10 protein-coding genes are annotated in these 13,041 nt (G+C 71.9%); 1 reads left to right on the top strand and 9 read right to left on the bottom strand.

Translation table 11 applies throughout. From position 1 onward, the window contains the following. Positions 1-25: 25 nt before the first annotated feature. From murG to rsmH, 9 genes are all read right to left on the bottom strand, one after another. Positions 26-1,120 (bottom strand): undecaprenyldiphospho-muramoylpentapeptide beta-N-acetylglucosaminyltransferase, encoded by a 1,095-nt coding sequence (murG, locus tag IG94_RS0103785; RefSeq protein ID WP_031030957.1) that lies wholly within the window; start codon positions 1,118-1,120, stop codon positions 26-28. A 6-nt stretch (positions 1,121-1,126) separates the two neighbouring features. Continuing rightward, positions 1,127-2,497 (bottom strand): putative lipid II flippase FtsW, encoded by a 1,371-nt coding sequence (ftsW, locus tag IG94_RS0103780; protein ID WP_031030955.1) that lies wholly within the window; start codon positions 2,495-2,497, stop codon positions 1,127-1,129. Between the two features lie 77 nt (positions 2,498-2,574). Further along, positions 2,575-4,014, bottom strand: a complete 1,440-nt coding sequence (gene murD, locus IG94_RS0103775; protein ID WP_107060428.1) for a UDP-N-acetylmuramoyl-L-alanine--D-glutamate ligase — start codon at positions 4,012-4,014, stop codon at positions 2,575-2,577. A gap of 8 nt (positions 4,015-4,022) precedes the next feature. Beyond that, positions 4,023-5,120: a phospho-N-acetylmuramoyl-pentapeptide-transferase gene (gene mraY / locus IG94_RS0103770; RefSeq protein WP_031030951.1), complete on the bottom strand. Its 1,098-nt coding sequence runs from the start codon at positions 5,118-5,120 to the stop codon at positions 4,023-4,025. Further along, complete coding sequence (locus IG94_RS0103765; RefSeq protein ID WP_031030948.1) at positions 5,120-6,550, bottom strand: UDP-N-acetylmuramoyl-tripeptide--D-alanyl-D-alanine ligase; 1,431 nt, start codon at positions 6,548-6,550, stop codon at positions 5,120-5,122. Before IG94_RS0103765 ends, mraY begins: the two co-directional genes overlap by 1 nt. Positions 6,551-6,632: 82 nt before the next feature. Further along, a complete protein-coding gene (locus IG94_RS0103760) occupies positions 6,633-8,150 on the bottom strand; it encodes a UDP-N-acetylmuramoyl-L-alanyl-D-glutamate--2,6-diaminopimelate ligase (RefSeq protein WP_031030946.1) in 1,518 nt (505 codons plus the stop codon). 260 nt (positions 8,151-8,410) lie between these two features. After that, positions 8,411-10,378, bottom strand: coding sequence for a peptidoglycan D,D-transpeptidase FtsI family protein (locus tag IG94_RS0103755; protein WP_107060414.1), 1,968 nt, complete (start codon positions 10,376-10,378; stop codon positions 8,411-8,413). After that, entirely contained in the window at positions 10,375-10,947 is a 573-nt protein-coding gene (gene ftsL, locus IG94_RS0103750) for a cell division protein FtsL (RefSeq protein WP_031030942.1), read from the bottom strand. The genes IG94_RS0103755 and ftsL overlap by 4 nt, the downstream gene beginning before the upstream one ends. 57 nt (positions 10,948-11,004) lie before the next feature. Then, entirely contained in the window at positions 11,005-11,961 is a 957-nt protein-coding gene (rsmH, locus tag IG94_RS0103745; RefSeq protein WP_078892149.1) for a 16S rRNA (cytosine(1402)-N(4))-methyltransferase RsmH, read from the bottom strand. 427 nt (positions 11,962-12,388) lie between these two features. Between rsmH and IG94_RS0103740 the strand changes: the two genes are divergently transcribed. Continuing rightward, positions 12,389-12,937 (top strand): beta-class carbonic anhydrase, encoded by a 549-nt coding sequence (locus tag IG94_RS0103740; protein WP_031030938.1) that lies wholly within the window; start codon positions 12,389-12,391, stop codon positions 12,935-12,937. Positions 12,938-13,041: the final 104 nt, after the last annotated feature.

Genomic DNA, 13,041 nt, shown 5'->3' with positions numbered 1-13,041 from the left:
GCTCCCTGCCTTCCGTCATCCGTGACTAACGATGCGCACGGGCGGCGATCGCCTCGTACACCATGCCGACGAGGAGGTCGTCGGCGTCCCGGCGGCCGAACTCGGCGGCGGCGCGGGACATCTCGTACAGCCGGTGCGGGTCGGCGAGCACGGGCAGGACGTTCTGCTGCAGCCACTCGGGCGTGAGTTCCGCGTCGTCGACCAGCAGCCCGCCGCCGGCCTTGACCACCGGCTGGGCGTTGAGCCGCTGTTCCCCGTTGCCGATGGGCAGCGGGACGTAGGCGGCCGGGAGCCCGACGGCGGAGAGTTCGGCGACGGTCATCGCGCCCGCGCGGCAGAGCATCATGTCGGCGGCGGCGTACGCGAGGTCCATCCGGTCCACATAACTTACCGGGATGTACGGGGGCATCCCCGGCATCTGGTGGACCTGCGGCAGTTCGTTCTTGGGGCCGACCGCGTGCAGGATCTGGATGCCGGCCTGCTGGAGCCAGGGCGCGACCTGCTGCACCACCTCGTTGAGGCGGCGGGCGCCCTGCGAGCCACCGGAGACCAGCAGCGTCGGCAGGTTGGGGTCGAGCCCGAACATCGCGCGGGCCTCGGGGCGCGCGGCGGCGCGGTCCAGGGTGGCGACGGCGCGGCGCAGCGGGATGCCGATGTAGCGGGAGTCGCGCAGCTTGCTGTCCGGGGTGGAGACGGCGACACGTGCGGCGTAGCGCGAGCCGATCTTGTTGGCCAGGCCGGGGCGGGCGTTGGCCTCGTGGACGACGATCGGCACGCCGAGCCGCTTGGCCGCGAGGTAGCCGGGCAGCGCCACGTAGCCGCCGAAGCCGACCACGGCGTCCGCCTTGGTGCGCTCCAGGACCTGCTCGGTCGCCTTGATCGTGCCGCGCAGCCGGCCCGGCACGGTGATCAGCTCAGGGGTGGGCTTGCGCGGCAGCGGAACGGCCGGGATCAGCGCCAGCTCGTAGCCGCGCTCGGGCACCAGGCGGGTCTCCAGGCCGCGTTCCGTGCCCAGGGCCGTGATCCCCACGGTGGGATCCTGCCTGCGCAGGGCGTCCGCGAGGGCGAGCGCGGGCTCGATGTGGCCCGCGGTTCCTCCGCCGGCGAGTACGACATGCACCGAAATTCACCGCTCTCCGGACGAGCGCGCCGCCGAGGCACGCCGTCGCATCGTGTTCCAACTCCGGGGATTCCGCTTGCCCGCGGGACCCCTGGCCCCCCGCTTTCTACCAAAGCGAGGTTGCCGCAACGCAAGCGCCGCCCGCGCACCGGGTTCGTCTCGCGCGAAGGCGATCAGCAGACCGATGGCGAACATGGTCGGCAACAGGGCGGAACCGCCGTAGGAGAACAGCGGGAGCGGCACACCGGCGATCGGCAGCAGCCCGAGGACCGCACCGATGTTGATCACGGCCTGGGCCGTGATCCAGGTGGTCACGCCTCCCGCGGCATACCTCACGAACGGGTCCTCCGTGCGTCCGGCCACGCGGATACCCGCATAGCCTAGAGCCGCGAAGAGGGCGAGTACCGACAGTGTGCCCGCCAGGCCCAGTTCCTCACCGGTGACGGCGAAGATGAAGTCGGTGTGCGCTTCGGGGAGTTGGCCCCATTTCTCCACACTCGCACCGAGTCCGGACCCGAACAGCCCGCCCGAGGCGAGGGCGTAGATGCCGTGCACGGCCTGCCAGCAGGAGTCGCCGGGGCCGGGGTCGGTGGCGCCGAGGCAGTTGAGCCGCGCCATGCGGTTGGAGCTGGTCTTGATGAGGATGAAGCCGAGCAGCAGGGCGATCGACAGCACGCCCGCGAACATCCGGGTGGGCGCGCCGGCCAGCCACAGCATCCCGAACAGGATCGCCGTCAGGATGATCGCCGTCCCCATGTCGCCGCCGATCATGATCAGACCGAGCAGCATGAAGGCGGCGGGCACCAGCGGGACCAGCATGTGCTTCCACTGCGCGAGGAGCTTCTTGTCCTGCTTGCGGGCCAGCAGGTCCGCGCCCCACAGCACCAGGGCCAGCTTGCCGAACTCGCTGGGCTGGATCTGGAACGAGCCGCCGAGCGCGATCCAGTTCTGGTTGCCGTTGACCGCGACTCCTATCCCCGGTACCTGGACCAGGATCATCAGGAAGACGGCCCCGGCGAGGATCGGATAGGCCAGCGCCCGGTGCAGCTTGACCGGCATCTTCATGGCGGCGACGAGGAGTCCGGCGCCGATCAGCGCGGCCAGGGCCTGCTTGCGGAAGAAGTAGGAGCCGGACAGCGACAGCTGGAGGGCGGTGATCTGGGAGGCCGAGTAGACCATAACCAGGCCGAGCACGGTGATCAGCGCGCTGCCGCCGCAGATCAGGTAGTACGCGGTCAGCGGGCGGTCCCAGGCGCGGCGCAGGCGCAGGTACAGGCGGAGCAGCGGGCTCTCGTGCCGCGGCCCGGGTGCGGCGGGGCGCCCGGCGGCCCGCTGTACGGGCGGACGTCGGGTGCGGCTCTGCGGACTACCGGGCATCGCTGCCCCCGATGCACGTCGGCACGGACCGTCCCACGCGTCCTCCCCGAAGTCGCCCGGCGCAGGAGGCTGCCGGGTCAGGCGCCGAGTTCGCGAACGGCCTCCGCGAACGCGTCGCCGCGCTTGTTGTAGTTGGTGAACATGTCCATCGAGGCACAGGCCGGGGCCAGCAGGACCGTGTCACCGGGCTCGGCGAGCCGCCGGGCCTCCCGGACGGCCTGGGGCATCGCACCAGTGTCGGTCCGGTCGAGGTCGACCACGGGTACTTCCGGGGCGTGTCGCGCCAGGGCTTCGCGGATCAGGGCGCGGTCGGCGCCGATGAGCACGGCGCCGCGCAGCCGCTTCGCGGCGCCCGCGACCAGTTCGTCGAAGGTCGCCCCCTTGGCGAGCCCGCCGGCGATCCAGACGATCGGCTCGTACGCCGCCAAGGAGGCCTCGGCGGCGTGCGTGTTGGTGGCCTTGGAGTCGTCCACGTACGCGACCCCGTCGACGTCGGCGACGTGCGCGATGCGGTGGGCGTCGGGCGTGAAGGCCCGCAGCCCGTCCCGTACGGCGGCGGCGGGGACGCCGTAGGCGCGGGCGAGGGCGGCGGCGGCAAGGGCGTTGGCGATGTTGTGCGGGGCCGGCGGATTGACGTCCGAGACCTCGGCGAGTTCCTGGGCGTTCTTGTGGCGGTCCTCGACGAAGGCCCGGTCGACCAGGAGGCCCTCCACGACGCCGAGTTGGGAGGGGCCCGGCGTGCCCAGCGTGAAGCCGACCGCCCGGCAGCCCTCCTCGACGTCGGCGGCGCGGACCAGGTCCTCGGTCGCCCGGTCGGCGGCGTTGTAGACGCAGGCGACCTGGTTGCCCTCGTAGACGCGGCCCTTGTCGGCGGCGTAGGCCTCCATGGAGCCGTGCCAGTCGAGGTGGTCCGCGGCGAGGTTGAGTACGACGGCCGAGTGGGCGCGCAGGGAGGGCGCCCAGTGGAGCTGGTAGCTGGACAGCTCCACGGCGAGCACGTCGTACTCGGTGTCGCCGGTGACCGCGTCGAGGAGGGAGACGCCGATGTTGCCGACGGCGGCGGTGCGCAGACCGGCCGCCGCCAGGATCGAGGCGAGCATCTGGACGGTGGTGGTCTTGCCGTTGGTGCCGGTGACCGCCAGCCACGGCGCGGCCTTCCTGCCGCCGTGTCCGCGCAGGCGCCAGGCGAGTTCGACGTCGCCCCAGACGGGCACACCGGCCTGCTCGGCCGCCGTGAACAGGGGCTTGGTGGGCTTCCAGCCGGGTGCGGTGACGATCAGTTCGGTGCCTTCGGGCAACCCCGCGGCGGAGCCGCTGTCGGATGCTGTGCCGTCGCCCAGGCGGACGGTGACGCCGAGCGCCTCCAGCTCCGCGGCCTGCGTGCGTGCGCGCTCGTCGGCGCCGTCGTTGACGACGGTGACGTGCGCGCCGAGCCCGTGCAGCACCTTGGCCGCCGGGACGCCGGAGACGCCGAGCCCGGCGACGGTGACGTGCTTGCCGCTGAATTCCGAAGGCACCGAGGAGGTCACTTGTCCGCTGCCCATCCCGCGTAGAAGAGGCCGAGTCCGACGATCACACAGATGCCCTGGATGATCCAGAAGCGGACCACGACAAGGACCTCGGACCAGCCTTTGAGTTCGAAGTGGTGCTGGAGTGGCGCCATGCGGAAGACCCGCTTGCCGGTGAGGCGGAAGGAGCCGACCTGGATGACCACCGACATGGTGATCAGGACGAACAGGCCGCCGAGGATGGCCATCAGCAGTTCGGTGCGCGAGCAGATCGCCAGACCCGCGAGCACACCGCCGAGCGCGAGCGAACCGGTGTCGCCCATGAAGATCTTGGCCGGCGAGGTGTTCCACCACAGGAAGCCGAGGCACGCGCCCATCAGGGCCGACGCCACGACGGCGAGGTCCAGGGGGTCTCGCACCTCGTAGCAGGCGCCGGGGTTGGTGAGGGTCTGCGCGTTGGCGCAGGACTCCTGGAACTGCCAGACGCCGATGAAGGTGTAGGCGCCGAAGACCAGGACGGAGGCGCCGGTGGCGAGGCCGTCCAGGCCGTCGGTCAGGTTCACGCCGTTGGACATGGCGAGGATCATGAACAGCGCCCAGATGACGAACAGCACCGGGCCGATGGTCCAGCCGAAGTCGGTGATGAACGACAGCTTGGTGGAGGCCGGGGTGTTGCCGCGGTTGTCCGCGAACTGCAGCGCGAGGACGGCGAAGGCGATGCCGACGATGAGCTGGCCGGCCATCTTCGCCTTGGCCCGCAGGCCGAGCGAACGCCGTTTGACGATCTTGATGTAGTCGTCCAGGAAGCCGACCAGGCCCATGCCGACCATCAGGCCGAGCACCAGCAGACCCGAGAAGGTCGGCCCCGCGTCGACGTTCGGATCGGGTTCCAGGTAGCTGGTGATGACCTTGGCGAGGAAGTACGCGGCGACCGTCGCGAAGATGAAGGCGATGCCGCCCATGGTCGGCGTACCGCGCTTGCTGGCGTGCTCGCGCGGGCCGTCGTCGCGGATGTACTGACCGTAGCCCTTGCGGGCGAGGAGCTTGATCAGCAGCGGGGTGCCGACCAGCGTGAGGAAGAGACCAATGACTCCTGCGAACAGGATCTGCTTCATCATCGGGCGGCAACCTCACCCTCGGTGCCGGTCTCGAGCAGCGCCGTCGCGACACTCTCCAGACCCACCGACCGGGACGCCTTCACGAGCACGACGTCCCCCGGGCGCAACTCGCTGCGCAACAGGTCGACCGCCGCCTGTGCGTCGGACACGTGCACCGACTCCTCACCCCACGAACCCTCGTTATATGCGCCCAGTTGCAGCCATTGGGCTTCCCTGCCCCCGACCGCGACGAGCTTGCTGACGTTGAGCCGGACGGCGAGCCGCCCGACCGCGTCGTGCTCGGCGAGCGCCTCGTCCCCGAGCTCGGCCATCTCGCCGAGCACCGCCCACGTACGGCCCCCCCGTGCCCGTGAGGCTCCGCCGATGGCGACGAGCGCACGCAGCGCGGCCTTCATGGACTCGGGGTTCGCGTTGTAGGCGTCGTTGACGACCGTCACGCCGTCCGGGCGCTCAGTGACCTCCATGCGCCACCGGGAGAGGGAGTCCGCCTCGGAGAGCGCGGTGGCGATCTCGTCTGCGGACATGCCCAACTCGTGGGCGACGGCGGCCGCGGCGAGCGCGTTCGACACGTGGTGCTCACCGTACAGGCGCATGGTCACGTCGCTTGCACCGGAGGGTGTGTGAAGGCTGAAGGAAGGCTGTCCGCTGTCCGTGAGTCGCACGTTCTCGGCCCGAACGTCCGCTTCGCCGGACTCTCCGAAAAGGAGCACCTTCGCCGTCGTTCGGGAGGCCATGGCCCGTACGAGGGGGTCGTCCGCGTTGAGGACGGCGGTACCCCCCTCCCCGGCCGGCGGCAGCGCCTCGACGAGTTCGCCCTTGGCCTGCGCGATCTGCTCCCGGCCGCCGAACTCGCCGATGTGCGCGGAGCCGACGTTGAGGACGAGGCCGATCCTCGGCGGGGTCAGCTCGCAGAGGTAGCGGATGTGGCCGATGCCGCGGGCGCCCATCTCCAGTACGAGGAACCGCGTCTCCCCGGTGGCGGTGAGCGCGGTGAGCGGCAGCCCGATCTCGTTGTTGAGGGAGCCCGGCGTGAACACCGTGGGCGCCTTGCGGCGCAGCACCTGGGCGATCAGGTCCTTGGTGCTGGTCTTGCCGGCCGACCCGGTGAGGGCCACGAGGGTGGTGCCCAGGCGCCGTACGACGTGCCGGGCGAGGGCACCGAGGGCCGCCTGGACGTCGTCCACGACGATCGCGGGCACGCCGACGGGGCGGGAGCCGAGCACGGCGACCGCGCCCGCCCCGACGACCGCCGGTGCGAAGTCGTGGCCGTCCACCCGCTCGCCGACGAAGGCGACGAAGAGGCTGCCCGGCCCCGCTTCCCGCGAGTCCCGGACGACGGGCCCGGTGACCTGCGCGGACGCGTCCGGTATGTCGTGCATCCGCCCGCCGACGACATCTGCGATCTCGGCGAGAGAGAGGGTGATCACAAGTTCGTCCCCTGGATCATCTGGGTTGTCTGAGCCATCTGGATCTTCTGGATCTTCTGGAACGTCCGGGTGGTGCGGTGGGTCAGGCCTTGGACCTCTGGATGGCTTCGCGCAGCACCTCGCGGTCGTCGAAGGGGCGCACCACCCCGGCGATGTCCTGGCCCTGTTCGTGGCCCTTGCCCGCCACCACCACGGTGTCGCCGGGCTCGGCCCGGGCGACGGCGGCGGCGATCGCGGCGGCCCGGTCCTCGAAGACCTGCACCTCCCCGCGCTCGTGCGCGGGCACGGAGGCCGCGCCCTGCAGCATCACGGCGAGGATCGCGAGCGGGTCCTCGGAGCGGGGGTTGTCGGAGGTCAGTACGGCGGTGTCGGCGAACCGGGCGACGGCGGCGCCCATCGGCTCGCGCTTGGTGGTGTCGCGGTCGCCGCCGCAGCCGAGCACGGCGTGCAGCTTGCCCTCGGTCACCTTGCGCAGGGCCCGCAGCACCGACTCGACGGCGTCGGTCTTGTGGGCGTAGTCGACCACCGCGAAGAAGGGCTGGCCCTCGTCCACGCGCTCCAGGCGGCCCGGCACACCGGGGACGGCGGCGACGCCGTCGGCGGCGGTCTGCGGGTCGAGCCCGGCGGCGGCCAGGGAGACGATCGCGGCGAGGGTGTTCGCCACGTTGAACGGCCCGGCCAGCGGCGACTTGGCGGCGATCCGCTCGCCCTTCGGCCCGAGCACGGTGAACGTCGAGTCCAGCGGGCCGACCTCGACCTCGTCGGCGCGCCAGTCGGCGTCCGGGTGGCCCTCGGCGGAGTAGGTGACGACCGGGACGGTGGCCTCCTTGGCGAGGCGCCGCCCGTACTCGTCGTCGACGTTGACCACGCCGAGCCTGCTGCGTGCGGGCGTGAAGAGCTGCGCCTTGGCCTGGAAGTAGTCCTCCATGCCGGAGTGGAACTCCATGTGCTCCGGGCTGAGGTTGGTGAAGACCGCGACGTCGAAGACGCAGGCGTCGACCCGGCCCAGCACCAGGGCGTGGCTGGAGACCTCCATGGCGACCGCCTCGGTGCCGCGTTCGCGCATCACCGAGAACAGGGCCTGGAGGTCGGTGGCCTCGGGCGTGGTCCGCTCGGACTTGATGCGCTCGTCGCCGATGCGCATCTCGACCGTGCCGATCAGGCCGGTGGACTTCTCCGTACGCAGACCGCCCTCGACGAGGTAGGCGGTGGTGGTCTTGCCCGAGGTGCCGGTGATGCCGATCTGGAGCAGGTCGCGGCCGGGGTGGCCGTAGATCGTGGCCGCCAGCTCGCCCATCCGCGCGCGCGGGTCGTCGACCACGAGCGCCGGCAGCCCGGCGGCGACGCGCTCCGCGCCGGCCGGGTCGGTCAGCACGGCGGCGGCACCGAGGCCCGCGGCCTGGGTGGCGAAGTCGGCGCCGTGGACGCGGGCTCCGGGGAGGGCGGCGTACAGGTCACCGGGGCGGACGGCGCGCGAGTCATGGGTGATGCCCGTGACCCCGGCGGAGCTGTCCGGCGCGGTGACACCCAGCTGATCGGCGAGTTCCGCGAGGGGTGTGGCGGAGATCCGCACCGGCCGGGGCGGTCCCGGGTAGGTCACGGGGTGGCCCTTCTGGGTGGTTTGGGACTGATCAGGGTGTGGCACGGCGGTGAGCGTACCGGCAGTACCGGCCTCCGGGCGAAGTGAGGCCCGGGGGCCGTTCTGGTTCCCGGGGTCGGGGGTGATCGTTGTCACGGGTGGTTCCTGGTGGCTCGGTACTGGATCGGGGCTGGCCCGGTGGGGCCGGGTCCGGGCTGGGTGCTCGGCGGGGGCTGCTCGGTGCGGGGGCTGCTCGGTGCGGGCGGGCTGCTCGGTGCGGGTCAGGGTCTGAAGGTGACCGGCAGCCTGGCCGGGTCGGCTCCGGTCGGGGGGACCTGGAGGGTCTTCAGGGCGAACTCCATGACCTGCTTGTAGATGGGGCCGCAGATCTGGCCGCCGAAGTAGCTGCCCTCGGTGGCGTTCTGGATGGCGCAGTAGACGGTGACGCGGGGCTTGTCGGCGGGGGCGAACCCGGCGAACGACGAGGTGTAGCCGTGGTACTTGCCGGTGGCCGGATCCACCCGGTTGGCCGTGCCCGTCTTGCCCGCCACCCGGTAGCCCGGAATGCGCGCCTTGGTGCCGGTGCCCTCCTCGTCGTCGACGACGGACTCCAGCATCCGGGAGAGGGTCTTCGCCGTCTTCTCACTGACCACGCGCGTCTTCTCGGCTTCCGGCGCCGGTGTGAAGCCACCGTCGTCGTCCTTGGTGCCGCGCACGAGCGTGGGCTCGACCCGCACGCCGCCGTTGGCGATGGTCGAGTACACGGAGGCCGCCTGGAGCGCGTTCACGGAGACGCCCTGTCCGAAAGGAATCGTGTACTGCTGCGAGGTCGACCACTCGCCGGGCTGCGCGAGGATGCCCTTGGTCTCGCCGGGGAAGCCGAGGCCGCTGTAGCCGCCGAGGCCGAACTTGCGCAGGTAGGAGTAGAGCACCTTGTTGGCCTCCGCCTGGGTCTTGCCCAGTTCCCCGGTGGCCATGATGGTGCCGATGTTGCTGGACTTGGCGAGCACGCCGTTGAGCGTGAGGTACCAGGTCGGGTGGTCGATGTCGTCCTTGAAGAGCCGGTCGCCGCGCTTGAGCCGGTTGGGGACGGTGATGTGGGTGCCCGGGGTGGCGGCGTTCTCCTCCAGCACGGCCGCCATCGACATCACCTTGGCGGTGGAGCCGGGCTCGAAGGCGTCCTGGAGGGCCGCGTTGCCCAGCGCGTCGGGGTCGGCGTGGGAGAGATCGCCCGGGTCGAAGCCGGGCGAGTTGGCCATGGCGAGGACCTCGCCGGTGGCGGTGTCCTGGACGATGACGTAGCCGCCGTCCGCCTTGGACTTCTCCACCTGGTCGCTGATGGCGTTCTGCGCGGCCCACTGGATGTCGCGGTCGATGGTCAGCTCCACGTTGCTGCCGGGCACGGCGGGCGTCTCGGTGGAGCCCGCCGTGGGCACCTGGCGGCCGCCGGCCTGGGCGTAGCGGATCTTGCCGTCCTCGCCGGCCAGCGTCTTGTCCAGCTGCCGCTCCAGACCGCCGCCGCCCTTGCCGTCGGCGCCGACCCAGCCGAGGATGCCCGCGGCGAGGTCGCCGCCCGGGTAGACCCGCTTGCTGCTGGGGTCGGCGAAGACGCCCGCGAGGGCGTTGACCACCGTCTTGTCCGTCTCCGCCTTGGTGGTGAGCGCGGTCTTCAGGTCCTTGATCTGGTTCCAGACCTGCGGGGTCTGGCGGCGCGCGAGGCGGACGTAGCGCAGCTTCTCGTTCTTGGGGCGGAGCGTGTCGACCAGGTCCTCCTGGTCCAGTCCGAGGATGGGCGCGAGGAGCGCCGCCGCCTGCTCGGGACCGTCGCCGACCTTGAGCTGCTCGCGGGTGAACATCGTGGGGTCGGCGGTGATGTCGTAGGAGTCCACCGTGGTCGCGAGGGCCACGCCGTTGCGGTCGCTGATGCCGCCGCGTTCGGCGGGCAGGGTGTGGACGACGTAGCGGTTCTGCTCGGCCTTCGCGGAGTAGGTGCCGGCGTCGACGGCCTGCACCTGGAGCAGCCGTACGACGAAGGCGGCCAGCACCAGGGTCAGCGCGAGGCCGATCATGCGCAGGCGCGGCCGGGGGCTGCCCAGCCTGATGGTGCGGGGTGTGCCCGGCCTGGGCGGGCCGGGGCGGCGGGCGGGCCGCGCGCCGGGGCCGGGCGGCCGGCGTCCGCCGGGGCGGGCGGGCCGCGCGGGTCCGGGCACACGGCGGCGCGGCGGTTCCCTGTCGGACACTTCCGTCACCTGCCGGGAGTCGGGGTCGTCGGGCTGGGGCCTTGCGTGGTCGGGCCCGGCGCGGTCGGACCCTGCGTGGGGCCGGCCGGCGCGGGGCTCGCGGCGCCGGACGCGGGCGGTTCGGTGCCGGTGGACGGCGTGACCGCGGGCGCGCCGCCGGAGGTCGAGGTCAGCGCCTCGGGCGCGAGGACCAGCGGGGTGGCCGCGGCGGGCGCGGGGCTGGGCGAGCCCTTGACGGTGCCGTCGGGGTCCAGGAAGGCGGGGTCGCCGCCCGGCACCATGCCCAGCTCGCGGGCGCGGCGCTGCAGGGCCTGGGGCGCGGAGTACGCGTCGATGTCCCGCTGGAGCGCCTGCTCCTCGTCGGTGAGGCTCTTGGTCTCTTCCTTCAGGTCGTCCAGCTGGAAGGAGCCCTCGCTCAGGGCGGAGTTCAGCACGAGGAGCCCGATGAGACCGCCGCCGAGCAGGACGACGACCAGCAGGACGAAGGGCGCCCGGGCCGCCTGGCCGCGGGCGGTGCCCGTCGGCAGCAGCCGGGCGAGCCGCGCCGCCCTGCCCTTCAGCTCGGGTTTCCTACCCACTCGCCCTCCCCTCGGCCCGGGTGGGCCGTCCGCACCCGCCGGCCTGCCTCGCTCGCTTCACCCGACGGACTCCCTGATGCGCTCGGCGCCGCGCAGCCGCGCCGGTGCCGCTCGCCGGTTCTCGGCGATCTCCTCCTCGGAGGGAAGTTCGGCACCGCGCGTGAGCAGCTTGAGCCGGGGTGCGTAGCGTTCGGGGACGACCGGCAGACCGGGTGGTGCGGTGTTGGCGGCGCCGGCCGCGAGCACCTGCTTGACCAGCCGGTCCTCCAGCGACTGGTAGGACAGCACGGCGATCCGCCCGCCGACCGCGAGTGCCTCGACGGCGGCCGGGACCGCCCGCTCCAGCACGGACAGCTCGCCGTTGACCTCGATGCGCAGGGCCTGGAAGGTGCGCTTGGCCGGGTTGCCGCCGGTGCGCTTGGCGGCCTGCGGGAGCGCCGCGCGGATCAGCTCCACGAGCCGGGCGCTGTTGCTGAACGGCTCCTTCTCGCGCTCGCGCACGACGGCGGACACGATGCGCTTGGCCTGCTTCTCCTCGCCGTACGCCCGCAGAATGCGGACGAGTTCGCCGGGCGGGTAGGTGTTGAGGACCTCGGCGGCGCTCATGCCGGACGTCTGGTCCATCCGCATGTCGAGCGGGGCGTCCTGGGCGTAGGCGAAGCCGCGGTCGGCCTCGTCGAGCTGCATGGAGGAGACGCCGAGGTCGAACAGCACGCCCTGGACGCGGGGGGTGCCCAGTCGGTCGAGTACGTCGGGCAGCTCGTCGTAGACGGCGTGTACGAGGGTGGCCCGCTCGCCGTAGGGGGCGAGGCGCTCGCTGGACAGGCGCAGGGCCTCCTTGTCCCGGTCGAGCGCCACGAGCCGGGCCGCGGGGAACCGTTCGAGGAGCGCCTCGCTGTGTCCGCCGAGTCCCAGCGTGCAGTCGACGACCACGGCCCCCGGCTCGGCGAGGGCGGGCGCCAGCAGGTCCAGGCAGCGCTGGAGCATCACCGGGACGTGTCGACTCTGGCTCAAGTGGGGCGGCCTCTCAGGTCCTGCGCGGCGTCCGCACCGCCGGGTCCCCTCCCGCTCGCTCGTGAAGGGGAGGGCCGGCCGGCGCCGGAAGCGTCGGCCGGCCGGGAGCGGGAGGAGGCCGAGCCGTACGTACGCGTCGCGCACGCGGGGAGAACTGGCGGGGCGTCGCCCAGGTCTCCGGGGATGTCAGTCCAGCAGGGAGAGCCTCGCCTCCCGCTTCGCGTCACTTTAGTCCACCCTGTCGCCCGGTCAATCAACCGGCCTGCGCGTCGCGGCGCCGCCGTCCGCAAACCGGTTCGGCAGGGCTTTTCACCCGTATGGGCGCGTTCGCGCACTCCTGTGGATCGGCTCACAACACACCTTGTTGATGTTCTTTGTCCGACTTCACAGCGGGCCCGGAACACAGGCGGCCAGTAACGTCATGACTATGACGACTTCTGCATCGGTTCCCGCCGGCTCCGAATCCGCCGCGGCAGGCGACCACACGGTCACCGACCGGCTCGTCGCGGCGAACGGGCGGTACGCCGCCGCGTTCACCGACCCCGGCATGGACGCCCGGCCCGTCCAGCGCGTCGCGGTCGTGGCCTGCATGGACGCCCGTCTCGACCTGCACGCCGCGCTCGGCCTGAATCTGGGCGACTGTCACACCATCCGCAACGCGGGCGGAGTCGTCACCGACGACGTGATCCGTTCACTGACCATCAGCCAGCGGGCGCTCGGCACCCGCAGCGTGGCCCTCATCCACCACACGGGCTGCGGCATGGAGACGATCACCGAGGAGTTCCGGCACGACCTGGAGCTGGAGGTCGGCCAGCGTCCCGCGTGGGCGGTGGAGTCCTTCCGGGACGCCGACCAGGACGTACGGCAGTCGATCGAGCGTGTGCGCACCTCGCCGTTCCTGCTGCACACCGAGGACGTGCGCGGTTTCGTCTTCGACGTGCGGACGGGCCTGCTGCGCGAGGTCGACCCCGCCTGATCCGCCCGCCGGTCGCGACGATTTCCGCCGGGCAAGCGCCGCAAAGGTCGTAAGAGCTGACATATCGCGGACAGTTGTCCACAGGCGAGTGACACGAATCGGTA

Source organism: Streptomyces olivaceus, assembly GCF_000721235.1.
Classification (GTDB): Bacteria; Actinomycetota; Actinomycetes; order Streptomycetales; family Streptomycetaceae; genus Streptomyces; species Streptomyces olivaceus.
This window is presented reverse-complemented; position numbering and strand designations above follow the sequence as displayed.